The 24,350-nt window shown below is 71.2% G+C and carries 10 protein-coding genes; 4 read left to right on the top strand and 6 right to left on the bottom strand.

Annotated features, from left to right (window positions below):
• Positions 1-41: 41 nt before the first annotated feature.
• The 4 genes from IG75_RS0124460 to IG75_RS0124445 form a co-directional block, all read right to left on the bottom strand.
• Positions 42-7,163: an amino acid adenylation domain-containing protein gene (locus IG75_RS0124460; protein WP_030524090.1), complete on the bottom strand. Its 7,122-nt coding sequence runs from the start codon at positions 7,161-7,163 to the stop codon at positions 42-44.
• A 152-nt stretch (positions 7,164-7,315) separates the two neighbouring features.
• The gene (locus IG75_RS0124455; protein ID WP_030524091.1) at positions 7,316-8,161 is read right to left on the bottom strand and encodes an ABC transporter ATP-binding protein; all 846 of its coding nucleotides are present in this window, start codon (positions 8,159-8,161) and stop codon (positions 7,316-7,318) included.
• Between the two features lie 7 nt (positions 8,162-8,168).
• Positions 8,169-9,248, bottom strand: a complete 1,080-nt coding sequence (locus IG75_RS0124450; protein WP_051714891.1) for a FecCD family ABC transporter permease — start codon at positions 9,246-9,248, stop codon at positions 8,169-8,171.
• Positions 9,245-10,276, bottom strand: a complete 1,032-nt coding sequence (locus IG75_RS0124445) for a FecCD family ABC transporter permease (protein WP_030525973.1) — start codon at positions 10,274-10,276, stop codon at positions 9,245-9,247. The genes IG75_RS0124450 and IG75_RS0124445 overlap by 4 nt, the downstream gene beginning before the upstream one ends.
• A gap of 573 nt (positions 10,277-10,849) precedes the next feature.
• Between IG75_RS0124445 and IG75_RS0124440 the strand changes: the two genes are divergently transcribed.
• The 4 genes from IG75_RS0124440 to IG75_RS0124425 all read left to right on the top strand — a co-directional run bounded on the left by IG75_RS0124440 (position 10,850) and on the right by IG75_RS0124425 (position 13,600).
• A complete protein-coding gene (locus IG75_RS0124440) occupies positions 10,850-11,494 on the top strand; it encodes an MspA family porin (RefSeq protein WP_030524094.1) in 645 nt (214 codons plus the stop codon).
• Between the two features lie 66 nt (positions 11,495-11,560).
• Complete coding sequence (locus IG75_RS0124435; protein ID WP_030524095.1) at positions 11,561-12,223, top strand: MspA family porin; 663 nt, start codon at positions 11,561-11,563, stop codon at positions 12,221-12,223.
• Positions 12,224-12,542: 319 nt separating this feature from the next.
• Positions 12,543-13,085 carry a YaeQ family protein gene (locus IG75_RS0124430; protein WP_030524096.1) on the top strand — a complete coding sequence of 181 codons (543 nt, stop codon included), beginning with the start codon at positions 12,543-12,545 and terminating at the stop codon, positions 13,083-13,085.
• A 68-nt stretch (positions 13,086-13,153) separates the two neighbouring features.
• A complete protein-coding gene (locus IG75_RS0124425) occupies positions 13,154-13,600 on the top strand; it encodes an SgcJ/EcaC family oxidoreductase (protein WP_030525972.1) in 447 nt (148 codons plus the stop codon).
• Between the two features lie 13 nt (positions 13,601-13,613).
• Here the strand turns inward: IG75_RS0124425 and IG75_RS0124420 are convergent, their stop codons facing one another.
• Together IG75_RS0124420 and IG75_RS0124415 are read right to left on the bottom strand one after the other, a co-directional pair.
• Positions 13,614-15,227: a PfaD family polyunsaturated fatty acid/polyketide biosynthesis protein gene (locus tag IG75_RS0124420; RefSeq protein ID WP_030524098.1), complete on the bottom strand. Its 1,614-nt coding sequence runs from the start codon at positions 15,225-15,227 to the stop codon at positions 13,614-13,616.
• A gap of 77 nt (positions 15,228-15,304) precedes the next feature.
• A partial coding sequence (locus tag IG75_RS0124415) for a type I polyketide synthase (RefSeq protein WP_030524099.1) occupies positions 15,305-24,350 on the bottom strand: 9,046 nt, incomplete at its 5' end.

Here is a 24,350-nt window from a genome sequence, read left to right as displayed (position 1 = left end):
GGATGGTGCCGCGGCGAGGTCTCGGGGACCGGGACGCACGGTCAGGTCCGCAGGGCCGCTTCGGTATCCAGCAGCGCGGCCACCTCCGACCAGCCGTCCTCGGAAACGATCCCGAAATGGGAGTAGGGCAAGCGGCGCGGGGTGATCCGCGCACCGGCGGCGCGCCAGCCCGCCAGCTGGGCGGCGACCCGCGCGGCAGCGTCCTCGTCACCGGGATCGGCCGCGTACAGCGCCATCGGCCCGGCATAGCTCGGTGCCTCGGAGACGGTGACCATGCGCAGCAGTTCGCCGGCCGCGCCCCGGATGAGCGCCGCGAGATCCGGGGCGTCGTCGGGGAGTTCGGGCAGCAGGGCCGCCAGGCGCTCCGGATCCGCCAGTGCCGCGGTGGCCTGGTCCGCCAGATTCGCCAGCGGATGCGAATCGACCAGGCCCACGAACGCGACCTCTACGCCGCACTCGGCGAGGGCCGCGGCGATCGCGTGCACGATATTGCCGCCGAGTGAGTACCCGAGCAGGTGGTAGGGCCCCTCGGGCTGGATCTCCCGGATGGTCGCCAGATACCGCGCGGCGAGTTCGTCGATGGTCGTGGCGCCCGATTCCGCGCCCCGCAGCGCCGGCAACTGCAAGCCGATCAGCGGCCGGTCGGCGCGCAGCCGCCGGGCCAGCGGGGTGAACTGCCAGGCGGTGCCGCCCACCGGATGCACACAGAACAGTGGTTCGGCCGAGCCGCGAGGACGAAGTTCGAGCACATGGTCGAGGCGCCGGCCCAGCATGGCGATCTCCTCGGAGGGCGCGGCGAGATCCGCTTCCCGAGCCGGAACCACCTGCGGCGGCGCCACCGGAGCGGCACCGTCGATCCGGGCCGCCAGCGCCCGGGCGGTGGGCGCCTCGAAGATATCGTCGACCACCACCTCGTGACCCGCCCGGCGCAATCGGCCGACCAGCCGGACCGCGGTGAGCGAATGACCGCCCGCGGCGAAGAAATCGTCGTCCGGTCCGACGGCCGCCACACCGAGTACCGCGGCCATGGCCGCGAGTACCGGCCCGGCGGCGGCGGACAGCGTCGGGTCCGCGACCGCGGTGACGGCGACGACGGGCGCGTCCACGGGATAGTCGGGGACCGGGAGCGCCTTGCGGTCGAGTTTGTCGCTGCTCGTCATCGGGATCTCGTCGAGTTCCACGAAGGCCGCCGGAATCATGTACTCCGGCAGGGCGTCGCGCACCGTGGCGCGCACCGCGTCGACGTCCAGGGTGGCGCCGGTCCGCGTCCGCAGGTAGGCCACCAGGCGCTGATCGCCGGGGTTGTCCTCGCGCAGGATCACCGCCACCTGGACGATCTCGGGGCGGCGCAGGATCGCCGACTCGATATCGCCGAGTTCGATCCGCTGACCGCGCAGTTTGATCTGGCTGTCGGTGCGGCCCACGTACTCGAGTTCACCGTCGGCGCCCCAGCGGACCAGATCGCCGGTGCGGTACATCCGTTCGCCGGTCCCGGCGGGGTCGGCGACGAAGGTCCGCGCGGTCTGTTCCGGGCGGTGCAGGTATCCGCGGGCGAGCTGGACCCCGGTCAGATACAGCTCCCCGACCACCCCGGACGGCACCGGCCGCAACCTGTCGTCGAGCACCCGCACACCCGCGCCGCCGGGCGGACGGCCGATCGGGACGGTCACGGTGTCGGCGTCGTCGGTCGCGTGATAGGTGATGCAGACCGCGGCCTCGGTGGGGCCGTACAGGTTGTTCACCCGGGCCCCGGTCGCGGTCCGGAACCGCTGTGCCGTCGCGGGCGGCAGCGGTTCGCCGCCGGTGAACACACAGCGCAGCGCGCCGCACCCGGACAGATCGCTTTCCTCGGCCGTGGTGGTGAGCATGGATGAGGTCATCTGGATCGCGGTGACCCGTTCCTCGGCCATCAGCCGTGCCTGATAGTAGGGGTCGCGGTGACCGTTGGGGCGCGCCACCACGATCCGGGCGCCCACCAGCAGCGGCAGGAAGATCTCCAGCAGTGAGGCGTCGAAGGTCGCCGGGGTCCGGTACAGCACGGTGTCACCGATCCCGAACCCGTGCTGTTCCTGCAACCAGGCGAAGGTGTTCACGATGGCCGCGTGCGGGACCGTCACGCCCTTGGGCACCCCGGTGGAGCCGGAGGTGAACAGCAGGTAGGCCGCATTGTCCGGCCGCAACGGCGCGAGCCGGTCGGCGTCGGTGAGCGCGGTGGCCGCGAAACCCGCGGTGTCGAGCGTATCGACGGAAACCACGGGCGCCCGGCCGGTTTCGAAGGCGTCGGCGGCCGTGGTCAGCACCAGCGGCGTGGCGGCGGCCGCGAGGATGGTGTCCACGCGTTCGGCGGGCTGCCCCGGATCCACCGGCAGGTACACCCCGCCGGCCCGGCAGATGGCATGCGCCGCGATCACCTGATCGGCGCCGCGCCGCATGGCCACGGTCACCACGGTCTCGGGACCGATATCCCGGGCGACCAGCCAGCGGGCGAGCCGGTTGGCGCGCGCCTCGAATTCGCGGTAGGCGATCGTCGCGCCGTCGACCGTGATCGCGGGCGCCGCGGGATCGAGCGCGGTATGCGGACCCCAATCGGCCATGGTGCGGCCGCGGGTGTCCGGGTGCCGGGTGGCCGCCAGCACGGCGCCGGCGGTGGCGCCGGGCTCGTCGACCAGGGCAGTGAGTACCGCACCGAGCCGGGCCGCCATCCGTATGGCGGACGCGGCGTCCACCGCGCCGGGGTCGTGGTGCAGCATCAGGCGGAACCGGTCGCCGGGCAGGGCCGTCACCGTCACCGGGTAGTGGGTGAGGCTGTGCACCGTCACACCGGCCACCCCGAGCTCGTGCGAGTCATTTCCCTGCACACCGGTTTTCGGGAAGTTCTCGTACACCACGAGGGTGTCGAACAGCCGGCCGATTCCGGCCGCCCGTTCGACTGTGGCCAGGCCCAGGTAGCCCTGGTTCTGCAGGTCGAGTGTGGTCTGCTGGAATTCGGCGAACTGCACGGCCGCGGGCCGCGCGGGATCCAGGACCAGCCGGACCGGGACGGTGTTACTGAACAGCCCGACCATGCCCGCCACACCCGGCAGCTCGCTCGGCCGGCCCGACACCACCGCGCCGAAGACCACATCGTCGCGACCGAGTTGCTCGGCCAGTACCAACCCCCACGCACCCTGCAACAGGGTGTTCATGGTCAGTCCGTTGGCCCGGCCGAACGATTCGAGCGCGGCCGCGATCTCGACGGCCAGCGGTACATCCAGTCCCACCGCGACCGACCGCGGCCCGGGCGCGCCGACCAGGCTCGGCGCGGACAGTCCCCGCAGGTATTCGGCCCAGCGGCGGACGGCCGCGTCGCTGTCGCGGGCGGCGAGCCAGGCCAGATAGGTGCCGTAGTAACCGGGTTCGGGCAACCGCTCGCCGTGGTAGAGCGCGAGCATCTCGCGCAGCACGATCGGCACCGACCAGCCGTCGGCCAGCAGATGATGGGCGGTCAGCACCAGTCGGTGCGCGGTATCGGACAGCCGGATGAGCAGTGCCCGCAGCAGCGGTGGTTCGGCGATATCGAAGGTCCGCGCCCCGGCCAGCTCCTCCAGCTTCCGCGCGGCCGCCGCGGCGGCGGCCGGTGACCGGTCGCGCAGATCCTCGACCTGCCATGCCACCCGCGGTGTCCGCGGGATCACCTGCACCGGGCGGTCGAACTGCTCGTATCGGAAGGCCGCGGCCAGGTTCGGATGCCGTCCCAGCACCGTCGCGAATGCCGCGCCCAGCCGGTCCGGGTCCAGCGGTCCCGCCAGTTCGAAACGGGCGGTGAGCGTGTAGACATCGGCCGCGCCGTCGCGCAGGGCGTGGAAGAGCAGCCCCTCCTGCAACGGGGAGAGCGGCAGCACATCGGCGATCGGCCCGTACGCGGCGGTCAATTCGGCGGCGTCGTCCGGCGGGAGCGCTATCGCGACGGCGGCCGCGTCCGGCGGCCGCTGCGTCCCGGAAACCGCCGCGGGATCGACGTTTTCGGCCGCCGCGGCCAGATCGGCCAGACTGCGGCGGGTCAGCATGTCCTGCGGGGCCAGGACCAGTCCCCGTTCCCGGAGCCGGGTGCAGACCCCGATCGCGGTGATGCTGTCACCCCCGGCGCCGAAGAAGTCGTCGTCGATATCGACGGTCGCGCCGCCGAGCAGTTCGGCGACCACCTCGGCGACCGCGTGCTCGGCCACGGTGGCCGGCGCGCGCCCACCGGCCGGTTCGGCCGGATCGGGCAGCGCGGCACGGTCGACCTTGCCGTTCACCGTCCACGGCAGTTCTTCGAGCACCACGACGCGGGTCGGCACCATCGGATCGGGCAGCGATTCGGCCAACCGGTTGCGTATCCGGGCACCGAGATCGCCCGGTCCGCCGCTGGCGTCCGGCGCGTCCCGCGCCGGCACGACGTAACCGACGAGACTCGCCCGCCCCGCGATATCCCGGATATCGGCGGCCGCCGTCGCGACCTCCGGGAGCCCGCTCAGCGCGGCCTCCACCTCACCGATCTCGATCCGGTGCCCGCGAATCTTCACCTGGGCATCGGCGCGGCCGGAATAGAAATAGCCGCTCCCGGCCTCCCAGCGCGCCAGATCGCCGCTGCGGTACATCCGGGCACCCGGCGGGCCGAAAGGATCGGCTATGAAGCGCTGGGCCGTGATTCCGGGGGCGCCCAGATAGCCCTGCGCGATACCCGCGCCCGCCAGATACAGTTCGCCGGGTTGTCCGTCGGCCACCGCCTGGAGTCCGTTGTCGAGGAGATAGGCCCGCACCCCGGGAAGCGGGACACCGATATGCGGGTCCGCGCCGCGCACGGGCGCGCCGATGGCGTCGACGGTGGCCTCGGTCGGCCCGTACAGATTGACCGCGGTGATCCCGGCGCGCTGCACCTGCTGCCACAGATCGGGCGGGCAGGCTTCCCCGCCCAGGACGAGCAGCCGCGGCGCGAGCTCGGCCAGCCCGTGCCCGAAGAGCGCGGCGGCCAGCGTCGGGGTTCCGTCCACCACCTCGATTCCGTCGGTTCGCATCGCCGCGACCAGCGCCGCGGGATCGCGCCGGATATCGCTGTCGTACAGATGGATCCGATGACCGTCGAGCAGCCACAGCAGTGGATCGAGCGCCGCGTCGAAGGCGAAGGAGGTCGTATGCGCGACCGCGAGCCGCCGGCCCCCGGCCCGTGCGACGGTCTCGGCGTAGATCCCGGACCGGTGCCCGGCCACCAGCTGCGCCAGCGCGGTGTGGTCGATCACCACCCCTTTCGGCGTACCGGTGGAGCCGGAGGTGTAGAGCACATAGGCGGGGTGATCACCCCGGACGGTCCCGGTCTCGCCCGCGGTCGGCGGTGTGCCCGGATAACCGCGCAACGCCTCGCGCACCGGGTCGCTGTCGAGTACCACTGCCGGCCCGTCGAGGGCACCGGCCAGGGCGCTGTCGGTGAGCACCAGGACCGGGGCGGCGTCGTCGATCATGGTCTGGAGCCGGGGGACCGGATGTTCCGGGTCCAGCGGCAGATACGTGCCGCCCGCCCGCCATACGGCCAGCAGCGCGACCACCAGATCCGCGGTCCGCGGTAGCGCGACACCGACGAGCCCGCCCGGTGTCACGCCCCGGTCCCGCAGATACCGGGCCAGCCGGTACACCTGCGCACCGAGTTCACCGGCCGTGTAGCGCTGTGCACCGCTGACCAGGACCGTGTCGCCGGCATACGCGGCGACCATCCGGTCCAGCGCGGCGGGCACCGGTTCGGCGGTGCCGGCGGCAGCCGGCGGCCCGCAGCGCGCGGCCAGCAGGCGGTCGCGGTCCGCGCGGTCGATCAGTTCCAGGGTCCCGACGGCCACCTTGTCCAGTTCGGTGAACGCCTCGATCACCCGCACCAGACCCACCACCCGGCGGTAGGCGGTCTCCGGATCGTTGGTGCGGGCATCGCATTCGAAGCCGAGCAGCACCGATTTGTCGGGGAGCGGGGTCACCACCAGTCCGAGATCCTCCGGCGGACCGCCGGCCACGTTCCGCAGCACGCCCTCGGCGCCGTCGAAGTCGAGGGCGAAGTCGAAAACCTTGAGGTTCATACCGATTCCGTGCAGCAGTTCACCCGCCCCGAAACCGCTGAGGTCGCGGGCCAGGTCGGCACCGCTGTAGCGCTGATGCCTGCGCATCTCCCGCAGCGTCTCGGCGACCCGCACGCCGAGTTCGCCGACGGTGTCGTGGGCGTGCACGGTCAGCCGCAGCGGCAGCACGTTGACCGCCATCGCCGGGGTGCTCAGCGCGACCCGGCCGACCCGGCCCATCATCAACATCGAGAGCACGACATCGGAATTGCCCAGCAGCCGCTGCACATAGGCGGCATAGCAGGCGATCAGGCCGTCGGCCCAGGTGATCCGGTAGCGCTCGGTACAAGCGCGCAGCCGTTCCAGCGTTTCCACCGGCAGGATCGCCTCGGCGCGCAGGGTGCGTTCCACCGCGCCCCCGAGGGCGGTCCCGCGGCCGTCGAGCGAGGGCGCGGGGCTGAGCTGTTCACGCCAGTAGCGCTGGTCGGCGGTGAATTGCTCGCTGTCGCGGTAGTTCTGCTCGTCGGCGACCAGCTCGGCGATAGTGCCGAAGGACGCCCGGGGCGGTTCCGTCTGCCGGCGCAGCGCGGTGTAGTGCGCGGCGACCCGGCGCGACAGCAGGGCCGCGCTGTAGCCGTCGACGATCAGGTGGTGATAAAGCTGCACACACCAGACCTCGGAGTCGGTGAGCCGGATCAGCGTGTAGTTGTACAATCGCCGGTCCACCATGCCGCGGCACCGCTGCGCCGCGTGATGACGTTCCAGTGCCACCGCCTCGTGGGCGAGCGAATACGGTTCGGCCGCACCGCGCAGGTCGATCATCGGCTGCAGTACGGCGGGTTCCGCACAGACGTACTGCCGTGGACCGGCCGCGGTATCGCGGAACCGCAACCGCATGTTCTCCGCTTCGGCCACCGTGCGGCGGATCGCCTCGGCCAATGCCCCGACATCGATCGGGGTATCGCCGGAGATCTCGAGGACCTCACCGACCAGATACCGCCCGGAGTCCGGGTCGAACAGCTGCGCATTCCATATTCCCAGCTGAGGGCCGGTGAGCGGTAACCCGGGATCGCTGGCCTTCGAGGCATCCTGCTCTGCCGCCGGCACGGCAACTCCCTTCGCTGTGAACCACTTTCGGTGCGGTGCCGATACCGGTCCCTCTATCGACCGGCACGACACACAACCACAGTTGAGGTTAGCCTAACCTTTACTAAAGTAAAACATCTATCCGGTAAGAGTTCCCGTCCGGTTTGTCGCGTTCAGCCCGCGCGCACCGCGTTCCGGGCCAGCGGAACCACCAGCGGGGCGCCGGTTTCGGGATCGTCGATCACCCGGCAGCCCAGGTCGAACACCTTCTGCACCAGTTCGGCGGTGACGATCTCGCGCGGCGCTCCGGCCGCGATCACCGCCCCGTCCCGCATGGCGATCAGATGATCGGCGTACCGGAAGGCGTGATTCAGATCGTGCAGGACCGCGACCACCGTCCGCCCGGTCTCCCGGTTCAACTCGCGGCACAGATCCAGCAGCTGGATCTGGTGGGCGATATCGAGGAAGGTCGTCGGTTCGTCGAGCAGCACGATCGGCGTCTCCTGCGCGAGCACCATCGCGATCCACACCCGCTGCCGCTGACCACCGGACAGTTCGTCCACCAGCCGCCCGGACAGTTCGGCCACCCCGGTGGCGGCCATGGCCGCGGCGACGGCCTCCTCGTCGCGCCGCGACCACTGCCGGATCAACGACTGATGCGGATACCGGCCGCGCGCCACGAGATCGGCGACCCGGATCCCCTCCGGCGCGGTCGAGGTCTGCGGCAGCAGCCCGATCCGCCGGGCGACCTCTTTGGCCGGATAGCTGCCGATCTGTTTCCCGTCGAGCAGCACCGCACCGGATTCGGGCGCCAGCAGCCGCGACAGTGCCCGCAGCAGCGTGGATTTCCCGCAGGCATTCGGGCCGATGATGACGGTGAAGGTGCCGTCGGGGATATCGACGGTCAGTTCGTCGCTGATGACCCGGCTGCGGTAGCCCAGGCGCAACCGGTCGGCGCGCAACCTGGCCGGCGCGGCGGCCCCGTCGGCGGCACTGTGCCCGAGTTTTTCGTCCACCATGATTCCCTCAGTTCCGTCGAGCCTCGGCCACCAGCAGATAGGCCAGATATGCGCCACCGATCGACGCGGTCACCACCCCGACCGGCAGGGCGGTCGGCGCGAACGCCCGGCGCGAGATCCAGTCGCAGACCACCAGCAGCAGCGCACCCATCGCCGCGGCCGGCAGGATCGCGGTGGTCGGGGTGCGCGCCAGACGGCGGCCCAGCTGCGGCGCCGCCAGCGCGACGAACGCGATCGGGCCGGCCACCGCGGTGCCGACCGCGGTGAACGCGACACTGAGCACGGTCAGCACCAGGCGCGCCCGCCCCACCCGGATCCCGAGCGTCTGCGCCGCGTCGTCCCCCAGCTCCAGCACCTGCAACCGGTAGGCGGCGGGAACGACCACGACGGCCAGAATCGCCAGCACTACGAGGGCCGGCACGATTTCGTCCCAGGTGAGCCCGTCCAGCGTCCCGACACCCCACGCGGCGGCCGACATCGCCTCGTCGAGGTCGGCGCGCAGGATGAGCCAGGTGTTGATCGCGGCCAGCATCGCGCCGACCCCGATACCGACGATGATCAGCCGGAATCCCTTGACGTTCTGCCGGAAGGCCAGCACGAAGATCGCGAGCGCGGTGAGCAGTCCGCCGCCCAGCGCACCGGCCGCGGTGGCGTAGTAGCCGCCACCGGACAGCAGCACCAGCAGCGCGCCGGTGTAGGCGCCGGAGTTGAAGCCGACGATATCCGGGCTGCCCAGCGGGTTCCGGGTGACCGATTGCAGGATCGCGCCGCTGATCCCGAGTGCCGCGCCGAGCACCAGCGCCATGAGCACCCGGGGCATCCGCCATTCCCGCACGACCAGTTCGTCGCCACCCACCCCATTGCCGAGCAGCGCCCGCACCACCCGGTCCGGCGGGATCGCGAAATCGCCGGTGCCCAGCGCCAGCAGCGCCACCACGCAGGCGGCGGCCAGCAGCACGACCGTCACCACGAGGCCGCGCATCCCGAAACGGGTGGTGGTACCGCCCAGCCGCAGCACCCGGACCGACCGGCCGAAATCGATGGTCGAGGCGGCGCCGAGGCGCGGTGGCTTGCGCACGGTGGTCACGACTGCCTCATCTCCGAGCGGCGGGCCAGCCAGATCAGCACCGGCGCGCCCAGGAACGCGGTCACCACACCGGCGGACAGTTCGTCGGGCGGGATGGCGATCCGGCCCACCACATCCGCGAAGAGCACCAGCGCGGGCGCCAGGACCAAGGAATAGGCGACGATCCACCGGTGGTCGGGGCCGACGATCCAGCGTGCGATATGTGGTACCGCCAGGCCCACGAAGGTGATCGGGCCGACCGCCGCGGTGGCGGTGCCACAGAGCAGGATCAACGCGAGCGCGGTACAGGCCCGGGTGCGGGTCACGTGTACGCCCAGCGCGCGGGCCAGATCGTCGCCCAGCGCCACGGCATTGAGCGAGCGGGCGGCGACGAAGGCCAGGATCAGCCCGGCCACGACGAAGGGCGTGGCGCCGGCGAGAACGTCGTAGCCGCGACCGGTCAGCGCACCGGCATCCCACTGCCGCATCTTGTCGAAGGCGGTCGAGTTCAGCAGGATCAGCCCCTTGGTGACACCGGTGAGCACGGCGGTCACCGCGACACCCGCCAGGGTGAGCCGGATCGGATCGGTCCCACCGCGCCCGACGGTCCCCAGCCGATACACCGCCACCGACACTACCGCGGCGCCCGCGAAGCCGAACCAGACATAGGAGGCGATCCCGTCGGCGCCCAGATAGGCGACGGCGACCGCGATGGCGAACGCGGCGCCCGCGTTGACGCCGAGCAGGCCCGGATCGGCGAGCGGGTTGCGGGTCAGGCCCTGCATCAGGCAGCCCGCGACCCCCAGCGCGCTACCGGCGAGCAATCCGAGCAGCGTACGGGGTAGGCGGTATTCGCTGATGACCAGGTCGTTGGGCGAGCCATCGGGCTTCCACAGTGCACTAATGATTTCCGTGATCGGAATATGCGCCACCCCGACCCCGAGACTCAGTAAGCAGGCGATTACCAAGAATATTGCCCCCAGCAACCATCCAGACCACCTGCGGACACCCACATGTGTGTGGTATTCATAGGACGAACCGGCAGTCATGAGGCGGTGCCAGACCTTCTGTGCATCGAATCGTCCCTTCCGGTCCGTATGACGTAGGTCACTGTCATTACTCACAAAAGTCGTTACCAAGGCTTTATAGTGAGGAAAGGCTAACCTAACCGAAGACGGGCTGGCAACAGACTGCGCCGACACCGCACCCACGGTGTCCGCGAGCGGATCTCTCCCCGAGCGGGGCGAGTATCCGTCCGGCGCAACGACGCACGAGCGAGAGGTGTGAGGGATGTGGACTCCGACGCTGCTGACGCCCGTGCGCCTGCTCTCCCCCTCGCCGCAGAGTTTCCGGTCGAATCCGACCGGGTTGCAAGAAGATCGACAGGATGAGGGATAGATGATGCAGCCATTCGTCACCTGATCGCCCAGGAAGACGATCCGACACCACCGGTGGGTTTTTCGTAACCCCCGGATTTCACCTGCGATTGCGCAGTAATACCCCCCGAACCGCGGCCTACGCGCGTGCGTGTACAGGCCCGGGGATCACTGCTGCCCTTTTCGCCGGACGGCACCGTCCGGCCGAAATAAGGCGACAATTCGCAAAACCATGAGGGAACCACGATGAATATCAAGTCGATTGCTGCCACCGCGGCGATGACGGCGGCGGTACTGGGCGTCGCCGGAGGCATGGCGAATGCCGACACCTTTGTGCCGCTGCCCGGCGGCGAAAAGCTCGGACCCGGCGTGAAACTGAGCCGTGTCGACGAGAGCGCGCTCATCTCGCCGTCGCTGTCGGCCAACGGCGCCGGCCGGGTCGCCTGGCTGAGCGGACGCATCTTCGCGGACGTCAGCCAGACCCCGGAGGGCACCCCGGGCCCCTGGAAGGGCCCCACCAACGCCCCCGGCACCAACAACTCGTCCACCCACGGCGCCTCCCGGGTCAGCGCCGGGTACATCGTCGGCTGCCAGGTCAGCATTGCCGACAACGCCATCTCCGCCGGCGTGGGTGCCAGCCTGAGCACCTCCAGCCTGGGTGCCAGTGGTTCGATCGGCCTGAAACTCGGCCCGGGTGAGGTCAAGTTCGTCAATGTCGAGGGTGTCGATATCCCGAAGCCCGGCGTGTACTGGGTCGACTACAAAGACGTCGAAATGAATATCGAGGGCTGCGGCGGTTACGCGCAGGCCCGTTCCTACGCCGTCGTCGAAATCATCGGCGACCATTATTCGAAGACCACCCTGTACGGAGCTCCGTTCAGCATCGGCTGACGCACGTCGTATCTGGTCGATCCAATCCGTCGCTGAACGGAATTCTTTTCCGAGAGGGAAACTGTCATGTCTGTCATCAAGAAAAGCGTCGTACGGGCCGCGAGCCTGGCGGCCGCGTCCGTGGCCGCGGTCGGCCTGTTCTCGACCGGCGCGGCCAATGCCGACACCTTCATCCCGCTGCCCGGTGCGGAACTGAACCACACCCTGCCCAACGGGCTGAGCATCACCGCCCGGATCGCGAACGAGTCGGCGCTGATCAACCCGTCCATGGGTTCGACCCCGCTGCACCGCAACGCCTGGGTCTCCGGTAGCGCACAGGTCGAGGTGCACGGCCCGCACAAGGGCACCAAGATCACCCCCGGCTATGTCGTGGGCTGCCAGGTCGATATCAGCGGTGGCGCCGCCAACGCCGGAGCCGACGTGACCCAGTCCGGTGACAACGCGACCGGGAAACTCAGCTCCGGTGCCAACCTGACCCTCGGCCCGGGCCAGGCCACCTCGTTCCTGCTGCTCGATATCGAGAAGCCGGATGTCTACGGTGACGAGGGCCACACCTTCGCCATCAAGTTCACCGGCGCCAACGGCTCGGTGACCTGGTCGGATTCCACCATCGGTCTCAACGGCTGCGCCGGTTACGCCCAGGCCCGTGCCTTCGTGCGGGTCGAGACCACCACCGAGCAGGGCATCTCCGAGTTCCGCGTGTGGGGTCAGCCCTTCAGCCTCGGCTGAGCAAGGTCCAGCGGTTCCGCTCGACGGTAGTAGCCCCGGCCCGGTGGCCGGGGCTACTACCGCGATCGCCCGCACGATAGAACCTCTCCGGCCATCCGGTTCGGCACAGCCACGGACGCGGCGCCGCCGCGGCACGAGACGTTCGAGTTCCGGCGTATTTGTGACACTGCACAAGAACACTCGGATCGAGCGGGGCATTCCCGGCGCGTGCGCCCGCATCTGGAGCTCCGTGCGGCCGTGCGTACCTCCGCCTCCGTTCCGCCGTGCGCGGAACGGGCCCGGGACTTCGCCCGGCCCCGTTCGTTAGGCTGACCGTCCTATGGCTACCGGCGCGACTCTGCACACCGTCACCCTGCACCTGTCCGATATCGATCGGGGCGTCTACCAGGAGCTGGAGTTGCGGATGGCCCGGCACCCCTCGGAGACCACGGAATTCCTGATCACCCGGCTGCTGGCCTACTGCCTCGAATACACCGACGGCATCGCCTTCAGCGACGGCGGCGTCTCCTCCACCGCCGAACCGGCGGTTCTGGTCCGCGACCTCACCGGCCGGATCACCGCGTGGATAGAGGTCGGCGCCCCTGATTCCGACCGCGTGCATCGCGGTAGCAAACTCGCCGAGCGGGTCGCGGTGTACACCCATCGCGATCCCGTCAAGGTGCTGGCGCAGCTGTCCGGCAAACGGATCCATCACGCCGCGAACATCCCGCTCATCTCCTTCGACCGGCCTTTCGTCGAGGCCGCGGCGGCGGTTCTCGAACGCCGTAATACGGCCACCGTGTCGGTGACCGAACGCCTGCTATATCTCGAACTCAACGGCACTTCGCTCAGTACTCCGATCGCCGAGCAGCGACTCGCGTGAGCCCCGCATCCCGGAGACCGGAACACGGGGCTTGACCTCAACATATGTTGAGGCTCGAGAGTGTCGGTATGCAAGCGGAAGACGATCGGAGTATCAGAGCCACCCTGGCCGCCCACACCGAGCTGTGGGTGCGGCACGACATGCGGCAGTGGGGTACGTATTTCACCGAGGATTCGGATTTCATCACCCACCGCGGGATCTGGTGGCGGACCCGCGAGGCGAATATCCGGGGCCACCTGGACGTACCGGAGTCGGTGATCAGGCAGAAGCGCGGTTACACCCAGGAGATCGTGGCGATCGACGAACTGGCACCGGGCGTCGCGCTCGTCCACACCCGCTGGAGCTGGCCGGGCCACGTGCTACCCGGCACGGAGACCGCCGAGGACCGGCAGGGATTCATCACCCTCGTCCTGGTCCGGCACGACGGTGAGTGGCGTATCCGGGCCGCGCACAACACCCGGACGAACGGATTGGATGATTTCTCCCCGGAACGAACCGGCGCCGAGGCGCGATGAGTCCGCGGGGTCGTCAGACCGCGCTCGCGGACCGGTAGCGCACCGGCGGGAACACCCGGTCGACGCCGAGCCGGACCGCCGCGTCGCGCCGGGTCGATACGGCCGCGCCGCGCATCAGGTTCTCCGCGATCTCGACCACCCCCGGCGTGCCGATATCCGGGCCCGCCCAGTGGTTGAAGGCACCCATCGCCGGGCCGCACCACAGCTGGAAGTCGCCGCGGCGCTCGGTTTCGCCCTCGGTGGCCCAGCGGGTGGACATCCCGAGATACCAGCGGAAGCACAGGGCCATCCGGTGTTTACGGTCCCGTTCGGCGCGGGTGAGCTGTTTCGGATCACGGTCCTGCCAGAAATCCCGGGTCCGCGTCCAGATTTCGTCGACGGTGGCGCCGAAGATCTCGGTCTCGAGCTTCTTCGTATCGGCGGGGCTCAGTTCGTCCAGACCGGAATGAGCGGTGTAGCGGTCGTAGAGCCACTGGGCACGGGTCCAGAAGCGGCTCCCCTTCTTGAGCACCTGCACCCGGGCACCGATCTCGAACATATCGGCGGCGGGCGCCGTGGTGAAGTCGGCGATATCGGCGGCCGCGAGCAGGGTTTTCGCCGACTCGGACAGATCCGCTTCCGAGGCGAGCTGATTGATCGATCCGGTCAGCACGTAGTCCGCGCCCAATGCGAAGGCGGCGGCGACGGCCTCAGGGGTGCCCAGACCGCCTGCGGCCCCGAGCCGGACCCGCCGGTCGTACCCGTACTGCCGGGAGACCTCGTCGCGCAGGGCGATCATCCGCGGTAGCAGCGCCGGCAGCGGGCGGCCGTCGGTATGACCGCCGCTGTCGCCCTCCACCGTGATGTCCTCGGCCACCGGCACCAGGGCCGCCAGCTCGGCCTCGGCGGCGGTCAGTTGCCCGGCCGCCACCAGCTTGCGCAGGATCTTCTCCGGGGCGGGCGCGAGGAACAGCCGCGCGACCTCGGGCCGGGACACCTTGGCCATGATCTTGGTGGCCCGCTGGACGCGGCCGTCCGGCCCGCGGTGCAATCCGGCCGCCGCGCAGCGCACCACAGCCGGGGTGAGCCCCATGAAGGCGGACGCCGAAACAGCCGGCACCCGGTGTTCGAGCAGCAGCGCGGCGGTGGCCTCCTCCACTTCGGGTTCGCCGGGGTTGTGTAGCAGATTCGCCCCCCACGGGAGACCGTCCAGCCGCCCGGCCAGCTCGGCCACCGTCCGCTCCACCCGGGCGAGACTCAGCCCGCCGGTGCCGAAGAAGGACAGGATTCCGGCACGCGCGGCGGCGGTGACCATTTCGGCGGAGGCGATCCCGCGGGCCATCTCGCCGACCACGTAGGACAGCCGTACCCCGTGTGCGCGCCGGAACGCCGCCGAACCGAGCGCTTCCGTTCCGCAGGGCGCCACCATCCCGAGCACCGGGAGGTCACCGGCGACCGCGTCGGCCGCGGGCACCAGTGTTCCGCCCGCCGCCGGTACCGGTTCGGCGTCCGCCACGACGACCAGCCGCCGGCCGATATCGTCCAGCAGTTCCGCGGCGTCGCCGCCCACCACCTCCGGGTCGCGCAGGTAGAGATCATGGGCGTCGCGCGATCCGGGCAGGGTCGGGGTGGCGTACGGGGAAGACATCGGCGAATCCTTCGGTCGGAGAGTGGGTGCGGGCCATCGGCGGGCGAGTACGGCCATGCCGCCCTCGCCCGCCGGGTTCATTCCGCGGTGAGCTGCCGGTCGATCAGTGCGAAAAGCTCTTCGGCACTGGCCTGTTCGACCGCGGACTGGTCGACACCGGTCTCGGTGTCCGGTTCGGGCAGGGTCTCGGCCAGCAGTGCGCGCAGGCCCTCGGCCAGCCGTGACCTGTCCCGCTCGGAGGGCAGGGTCCCGAGCAGGGTCCGTAGTGCGGCGAGCTGATCGTCCACCGCCGACCCGTTCGATGTCTCCGGGGTGGCGGCAGCCATCCCCGCCTCCTCCACCAGCGACCGCAGCATGCCCGCCACCGCGACCGCGGTCGGATAGTTGAAGACCAGCGCGTAGGGCAGGGTGACACCCGCCGCCTCGGCCAGGCGGTTGCGCAGTTCCACCGCGGCGAGCGAATCGAACCCCAGTTCCTGGAAAGGCGTTTCGGGATCCAGTGCCGTGGCGTCCGGATAACCCAGCACCGCCGCGGCGTGCTCACGCACCACCTCCAGCACCACCCGGTCACGCTGTTCCTCCGGCACCGCGGTCAGCCGGGCGGCCAGCGCGGTGCCCTCGCCGCCGGCCCCCGCGACCGCGGGCCCGGCCTCCCGCCGGACCCGCGGTGCCGGGACCAGCGCACCGAGCACGGCGGGCAGGCGACCGGCCCGAGCGCCCGCGGCCAGGGTCGGCCGGTCGAAATCGACGCAGACGGCCAGCGCCGAATCCGTGGCCGCCGCCGCGTCCAGGTAGGCGGTCCCGGCGGCATCGCGCAACGGTGTGATGCCCATCCGGCGCAGCCGGGCCACCGCGGCCCGGTCCAGCGCACCCGTCATACCCACTTCCTGACTCCAGGCGCCCCAGGCCACCGACAGCGCGGGCAGTCCCGCGGTACGGCGGTTGTGGGCCAGGGCGTCGAGGAAGGAGTTCGCGGCCACGTAGTTCCCCTGGCCGGGGGCGCCTAGGACACCGGCCACCGACGAGTACACGACGAACGCCGCCAGCTCGTGCCCGCGGGTGAGCTCGTCGAGAATCAACGCGCCGTCGACCTTGGGGGTGAGCACCCGATCGACCTGTTCGGCGGTGAGGGTGTCGATGGTGGCATCGTCGACGACACCGGCGGAATGGATCACCGCGGTCAGCGGATGGTCGGTGTCGACCGAATCCAGTACCGCCGCCACACTCGCCCGATCGGTGACATCACAGGCGGCGACCCGGGCGCGCGCACCGAGTTCCGCCAGTTCGGCCACCAGTTCCGCGACCCCTGCGGCCGTTTCGCCCCGGCGCGACACCAGCAGCAGACGCCGGACACCGTGCGCCGCCACCAGATGCCGGGCGGTCACCGCGCCGAGGCCGCTGGTGCCCCCGGTGATCAGTACCGTCCCCGTCCCGAAGGCGCCACCCGGCCGGGCCGGTACGTCCGTGGCGGGCGGCGCGGCCGGGGTCAGGCGCGGTACGAACATCCGCGAAGCACGAACGGCCACCGACGGCTCCCCGGCATCCAGGACACCGCGCACCACCGCCGCGTCCAGTCCGCCGTCGTGGTCCAGCAGCAGGATCCGGCCGGGATGTTCCGACTGCGCGCTGCGCACCAGGCCCGCTACCGCGGCCGCGACCGGGTCCACCGGCGTATCCGGCAGACCCGCCGCACCGCGGGTCGCGACCACGAGCCGGATATCGGCGGTCCGTTCCGCCGACAGCCAGGACCGCAGCACGGCCAGCGTGGCGTGTACCGCCCGCCGCACTTCGACGGCGCGATCGTCGCCCGGTGCCGTGCCGTCCTCGGACAACGACCACACCACGACATCGGGAAGGGGTTCGGCCACGGCGAGTTCGGTGATTTCGGCGAAATGCCGGTCGATACCGGGGATCCGCGGCGCGCCCAGTGTGGCGAGGGTTGCGGCGGCGCGCGGCGTGGGTGGTTCGGTCGCGATCCAGTTCAGTACCAGCGGCGCCGGCCCGGCCTGCGCGCCGGCGGCGGCGAGCGCCTCCGGCGTCACCCCACGCGCGGTGACCGCCGCGACCGACGCCACGAAAGTCCCAGTGCTGTCGGCGATATCGATCCCGATCCGCCCGTCACCGTGCGTGACGACACGGGCCCGCGCGGTCGCCGTGCTCCGGCGGCCCAGTCGCACCCCGGCGAACGAGAAGGGCAGCGGCACCCGACCTTCCGCGAACTCGCCGGTCAACCCGTCCAGCGCGGCGTGCAGGCAGGAGTCCAGCAGTGCCGGGTGCACACCGAATCCGGTGACCGGACCGCTCGCGGTCTCGTCGAGGGAGACCTCGGCGAAGGTCTCGGAGCCGCGCTTCCACAGCGCGGTGACACCCCGGAAGGCCGGGCCGTAGTCGAAGCCGCGCGCCGCGAGACGGTCGTAGAACGCGCGATCGTCCACGCGCTCGGCGCCCGGCGGCGGCCACGCCTGCTCCTGCCATACCGCGCCGGGTTCGTCACCGCCGGCCAGCACACCGTTCGCGTGCAGCACCCACGGGGTCGCGGCGGGCGTATCACCGGTCGAGGCCGGGCGGGAATGGATCTCGAAGGTGCGCCGGCCGGTACCGTCGGGCACTGCCAGGCCCACCTGGATATCCATTTCCGCGTCCGCGGCGAACACCAGCGGCGCGGCCAGAACGAGTTCCTCGACCGTTTCCAGGCCCAGCCGACTACCGGCGGCCGCGACCATCTCCACGAAAGCGGTACCGGGCAGCAGCACCGAGCCGAGCACCGCGTGGTCGGCGAGCCACGGATGGGTGCGCAGTGACAGAAGTCCGGTGAACAGCCATTCGTCCTGGGCCGCGCGCGGCACGGCGGCGGTGAGCAGCGGATGCCCGAACGAGCCGGCCGCCGGTTCGGGGGCCGGTTGCGGCCAGTACCGCCGGCGCCGGAACGCGTAGGTGGGCAGGTCCACCCGGGACGCGGGACGCCCGGCGAACAGGGTCGCCCACTGCACGGCGCCGCCCGACACCGATACCTGTGCGAGAACGGAAACCAGTCCGCGGACCTCGTCGACCGTTCGCCGCACCGAGGCGGCGACCACCGACCCGGCCTCGGCCTCGGGGTGTTCGGCCAGGCACTCCCGGGTCATCGCGGTCAGCACCGCATCGGGGCCCACCTCGACGAAGGTCCGTGCCCCGGCCTCGACCAGCGCCTCCACCGCGGGCGCGAAGCGCACGCATTCGCGGACCTGGTCCACCCAGTGCTCGGGGTCGGTGAGTTCCGCCGCCGCGAGCCCACCGGACAGGCCGGATACCACCGGCAGCAGCGGTTCCCGATAGATCAGGCCCCGGGCGACCTCCCGGAATTCGTCGAGCATCGGTTCCATGAGTTCGGAATGGAAGGCGTGGCTCACCCGCAGCCGCGACGTGCGTACTCCCTCGTCGGTGAACCGCTGCGCGATCTCCTCGATCGCATCCTCCTCGCCGGAGAACACGACCGAGGACGGTCCGTTGAGCGCCGCGATCGACACTCGGCCGAGGTAGCCGAACGCCACCTCGGTCGCCTCGGTCTCGGTCACCGCGACGGCCACCATGGCGCCACCCGGGGGCAGCGCGCCCATCAGCCGGCCCCGCGCCGCCACCAGCGCACAGGCGTCCGGCAGCGACCACACCCCCGCCACGTACGCCGCCGCCAGCTCACCGATCGAATGCCCGGTGACCAGGTCCGGCACCACACCGAAGGACTCCAGCAGCCGGAAGAGCGCGACCTCGAAGGCGAACAGGGCCGGCTGGGTGAACTCCGTCCGATCGATCACCCCCTCCGGATCGGTGAACATCACCTCCCGCAACGACCGGCCCAGCAGCGGATCGAACTCCGCACACACCTCCTCCAACACCGCCGCGAACACCGGGAACACCGCGGCCAGCTCCCGGCCCATCCCGGCCCGCTGCGCACCCTGACCGGTGAACAGGAACGCCGCCTGCCCCGGCACCGGCCCACCGGCCACCACACCCGGCCCGCCGGTGCCGGTGGCCAGCGCGGCCAGGCCCGCCAGCAGTTCGGCGCGGTCACCGCCGAGAACCACCGCACGCCGGTTCAGCACGGCCCGCGAGTCCAGCAGCGACCGTGCCACCGCCCACGGATCCGCATCCGGCGAATCCACCAGCCAGTCCCGCAACCGCTGCGCTTGCGCCCGCAGCGCCTCATCGGACTTCGCGGAGATCCGCAGCGGCACCACAGGAATATCGAGTGCCCCCGCGCCCGCGGCAACCGGGCCGGCGCCCGCCCGCGTGCCCGGCGCGGCGGGGGCCTCCTCGATGATCACGTGCGCGTTGGTACCGCTGATCCCGAAGGAGGACACCCCGGCCCGGCGTACCCGGCCGGCCGTCGCGGGCCAGTCCCGGGCCTGGGTGAGCACCTCCACCGACCCCGCCCGCCAATCCACATGGGGCGACAGTTCGTCGACGTGCAGGGTCCGCGGCAGTTCTTCGTGCCGCAGGGCCTGCACCATCTTGATGATGCCGCCCACGCCCGCCGCGGCCTGGGTATGCCCGATATTCGATTTCAGCGACCCGATCCACAGCGGCTCGGACCGCCGGCGGCCGTACGCGGTGAGCAGCGCCCGCGCCTCGATCGGATCACCGAGCGCGGTGCCCGTACCGTGGGCCTCCACGACGTCCACGTCCACCGGCGCCAGTCCGGCGTCGGCGAGCGCGGCCGCGATGACCCGTTCCTGCGAGGGCCCGTTCGGTGCGGTCAGCCCGTTACTGGCGCCGTCCTGGTTCACCGCCGACCCGCGCACCACCGCGAGAATCCGGTGGCCCGCGCGCTGGGCGTCGGACAGCCGTTCCAGCACCAGGACACCCGCGCCCTCGGCCCACGCCACCCCGTCGGCGGCGGCCGCGAACGATTTGCAGCGGCCGTCGGCGGCCAGGCCGCGCTGCCGGGAGAAGTCCACGAACACCGAGGGTGTCGACATGACCGTCGCCCCGCCCACCAGCGCCAGCGTGCTCTCCCCGGCGCGCAACGCGCGGCAGGCGGTGTGCAGCGCCACCAGCGAGGAGGAACAGGCGGTGTCCATGGTCACCGCCGGTCCCTCCAGGCCCAGGGCGTAGGACACCCGGCCCGACACCACACTGCCCGCCGCGCCCGTCGCGATGTAGCCCTCCATCTCGGGCCCCGCCCGGCGGGTCAGGGCGTCGTAGTCCTGGTACATCACACCGGTGTAGACGCCGGTATCGCTGCCGCGCAGCGAGGCCGGATCGATTCCCGCGTGTTCGATCGCCTCCCAGGACACTTCGAGCAGCAATCGTTGCTGCGGGTCCATCGCGACCGCCTCGCGCGGGCCTATACCGAAGAAGCCCGCATCGAAATCGGCCGCGTCCAGCAGGAATCCGCCCTCGCGCACATAGGACGTGCCCGGGTGCGCCGGATCCGGGTCGAAGAGCCGCTCCAGATCCCAGCCGCGGTCGGCGGGGAACCCGGTGATCGCGTCCCGTCCGGACGCCACGAGATCCCAGAGCTGATCCGGGGTTTCGACACCGCCGGGATACCGGCAGGCCATGCCCACGATGGCGATGGGTTCGTCGGCGCGGTCCCGCCGCCGGGCCGGCCGGTCGGACGGTGTGGCGCCGGCGAGTTCGGCGCGCACGAAGCCGGCGATCGCCGCGGCGGTCGGATAGTCGAAAGCCAGGGTCGAGGGCAGGCGTAGTCCGGTCGCCCTGCCGAGCCGGTTGCGGAACTCGACCGCGCCGAGCGAATCGAAACCGAGTTCGCTGAAGGGCTTGTCGACCTCGATGAGCGCCCCCGCGGCGTAACCCAATACGGCCGCGACCTGGTCGCGCACAAACTCCAGGACGAGCGCGTCGTGTTTGTCGGCGGGGGCGGCGGCCAGCCGCCGCGGCAGGTCACCGCCACCGCTGTCGGCCCGGCGCGAGCGCGGTACCAGTGATCGCACCAGGGCGGGCAGCAGTCCGGCCCGCACCTGAAGCGACAGGGCCGCCGTATCGAAATCGACCGCGCCGACGAAGGGCGTCCCGGCCGCGACCGCCAGGTCGAAGTACGCGAGCCCGTCGGCGTGACCGAGCGAGCGCAGGCCCATCCGCGCCATCCGTTCGGTCGCGCCCCGGCCCAGTGTGGCGGTCATACCGCCGCTCTGCTCCCAGGGCCCCCAGGCCACCGAGACCGCGGCGAGTCCGGCATGGGTCCGCCGCTGCGCCAGCGCGTCCAGTACGGAGTTGGCCGCCGCGTAGTTGCCCTGGCCCGGCGAGCCCAGTACGGCCGCGATCGAGGAGAACAGCACGAAGGCCGACAGATCGAGCTCGACGGTGAGTTCGTGCAGATGCAGGGCCGCGTCGACTTTCGGCGCGAGCACCGTATCGATCTGCTCCGGGGTGAGCGTGTCCAGGGTCGCGTCGGCCAGCACACCGGCCGCGTGCACCACGGCCGTCAGGGCCGGACCGGTGGCCGCGATCTCGTCGAGGACCGCCGCCACCGCGGATCGGTCGCTCACATCGCAGGCCCGTACCCGGACCCGCGCACCGTGCCCGGTCAACTCGGCGACGAGTTCGGCCGCACCGTCGGCCGCTTCCCCACGCCGGGACACCAGGACCAGATCGCCGGCCCCGTGCTGGACGACGAGATGGCGCGCCACCAGCGCACCCAGTCCGCCGGTCCCGCCGGTGATCAGCACCGTCCCCGATCCGATATCGGTCTCCGGCCCCGGCACGTCGCGCCGGACCAGCCGGGGAACCAGCAGTGCGCCCGCCCGGGCCGCGAGCTGTTCTTCGTCGGTGGCCAGCGCCGCGCCGACCAGTTCCGGTGTGATCTCGGTAGCGCGCTCGACGTCGAGCAGCACGATCCGCCCGGGATTCTCGGATTGGGCGCTGCGCAGCAGGCCCCGGATCGCCGCGGCCGGGAGCTCCGGGTTCTCCTCCGGCAGACCGGCTCCACCCCGGGTGACGACGACCAGCCGGGTCCCGTCCGCGGGCAGCCGCAGCCAGGTCCGGACCGCGGCGGCCACCTCGTGCACCCGGGCGCGCACCGCGGCCCCCGGGTCCACCCGGTCCGCCGGACCGTCCCCGGCCCACCACACCACCGCATCGGGCCGGAGTCGGTCTCCCGCCTCGGGGGAATTCCCGGATCCGGCCTCGATCAGAGCGGACATATCCGGGTACGCCACAGTGAAACCGGTGGCCGCGGGCAGTCCGACCGCGACCACAACCGGGGTCTCACCCGCGCCCCGCGCCGGCGAATCCGGCGCGCTCCAGCGCACCTCGTACAGCGGGCGCCCACCCGCCCGGACCCGGCCGAGCACGCGGCTGTTCACCGGGCGGGCCCGGAGCGCCTCGATGGTCAGCACCGGTGCGCCGTCGGTGTCGAATGCCTCCACCCGCAGTGTTTCCGCGCCGGTACGCCGGATCCGCACCCGGACTGCGCTCGCTCCGGTACGGAACAACCGCACACCGGTGAAGGAGAACGGCAGCGGCAACTCGTCCTGCGGCAGTTCGGCGATCCAGGCGTGCACACCGGCGTGCAGGGCGGCGTCGAGCAGCGCGGGATGGATACCGAATCGCGCGGCCTCGGTGTCGAGTTCGGCGGGCAAGGCCACCTCGGCGAGGATGTCCTCGCCCGCCTGCCACAGCCGGCGCACACCCTGGAACGCGGGCCCGTAACCGAACCCACGGACGGTCAGCTCGTCGTAGAGCGCGTCGCCCGGTGTCGACCCGTCCGCGGGTCCGATCTCCGCACCGTCGGGGAGCCCGGCATCGACCCGCACAGCCGGTGCCAGGACACCACGGGCGTGGGTGGTGCCGGACCCGCCGGTGGACCGATCCCCCGCGTTCCGCGAGGCCACCACGAAGCGCCGCCGCCCGTCGGCATCCGGTGCCTCGACCCCGAGCTGGATATCGACCTCGGCGCCGTCGTCCAACCGCAGCGGTGCCTCCAGCACCAGTTCGTCGATGAGTTCGGTACCCAGCCGCGCCCCCGCCGCCAGTGCCAGTTCCACGAAACCGGTGCCGGGCAGCAGCACCGTGTCGAAGACCTGATGGTCGACCACCCACGGCTGTACCCCGGCCGAGAGCCGGCCGGTGAACACCCATTCGTCTTTCCCGGGCAGCGCCGTCACCGCGCCGAGCAGCGGGTGATCGGCGGACCGCAGGCCGAGCCGGCTCACATCGCCGGTCTCGGCACCGGCCGGCAACCAGTAGCGGGACCGTTGGAAAGCGTAGCCGGGCAGCGGGACCCGGCGCGGCGACCATCCGGCGTACAGCGGCGCCCAGCGCACCGCCGCCCCGGCCGTGAAGACGGTGCCCAGGAACGTGGTGAACCACGCGACCTCGTCCGTTCCGCGGCGGGCGGCGGCGGCCACCACGGCCCGCGACTCGAGTTCGGGGTCGGCGGCCAGGCACTGCCGGGTCATCGCCGCCAGTGCGGCATCCGGGCCGAGCTCGACGAATCGCCGGGTCCCGGTGGCCATCAGGGTTTCGACTCCGGGGGCGAACCGGACGGCTTCCCGGACCTGCCGGACCCAGTACTCCGGTGTGGTGAGTTCCGCCTCCGCCACCGCACCGCTCACCTCGGAGACGATCGGGACGGACGGGGTGTGATAGGTCATCCGGGCGGCGACCGCGCGGAAGTCGTCGAGCATCGGGTTCATCCGCGCCGAATGGAACGCGTGACTCACCCGCAGCCGGTTGGTCTTGCGGCCGCGCCCGGCGAACAGCCGCTCGGCCTCCTCGACCGCGTCCTCCGCACCCGAGAGCACTACCGCATTCGGGCCGTTCACGGCGGCAATCGACAGGCGCTCGCCGTACCCGGCGAGGACCGCGGTGGCCTCGTCCTCGGACACCGCCACAGCAACCATGGCGCCACCCGCGGGCAGCGCGCCCATCAGCCGGCCCCGCGCCGCCACCAGCGCACAGGCGTCCGGCAGCGACCACACCCCCGCCACGTACGCCGCCACCAGCTCACCGATCGAATGTCCCAGCAGGACATCCGGAGTCGGCCCGAACGAGGTCACGAGCCGATACAGCGCGACCTCGAACGCGAACAGCGCGGGCTGCGTGAATTCCGTCCGATCCAGCACTCCGTCCGGATCGGTGAACATCACCTCCCGCAACGACCGGCCCAGCAGCGGATCGAAC

The organism is Nocardia rhamnosiphila NBRC 108938 (assembly GCF_000720425.1).
Taxonomy (GTDB): domain Bacteria; phylum Actinomycetota; class Actinomycetes; order Mycobacteriales; family Mycobacteriaceae; genus Nocardia; species Nocardia rhamnosiphila.
This window is presented reverse-complemented; position numbering and strand designations above follow the sequence as displayed.

Coding starts and splice junctions, on each gene's coding strand:
- IG75_RS0124455 (WP_030524091.1), bottom strand. CDS start 8,161: ATGGTGGACGAAAAACTCGGGCACAGTGCCGCCGACGGGGCCGCCGCG.
- IG75_RS0124445 (WP_030525973.1), bottom strand. CDS start 10,276: ATGACTGCCGGTTCGTCCTATGAATACCACACACATGTGGGTGTCCGC.
- IG75_RS0124440 (WP_030524094.1), top strand. CDS start 10,850: ATGAATATCAAGTCGATTGCTGCCACCGCGGCGATGACGGCGGCGGTA.
- IG75_RS0124435 (WP_030524095.1), top strand. CDS start 11,561: ATGTCTGTCATCAAGAAAAGCGTCGTACGGGCCGCGAGCCTGGCGGCC.
- IG75_RS0124430 (WP_030524096.1), top strand. CDS start 12,543: ATGGCTACCGGCGCGACTCTGCACACCGTCACCCTGCACCTGTCCGAT.
- IG75_RS0124425 (WP_030525972.1), top strand. CDS start 13,154: ATGCAAGCGGAAGACGATCGGAGTATCAGAGCCACCCTGGCCGCCCAC.
- IG75_RS0124420 (WP_030524098.1), bottom strand. CDS start 15,227: ATGTCTTCCCCGTACGCCACCCCGACCCTGCCCGGATCGCGCGACGCC.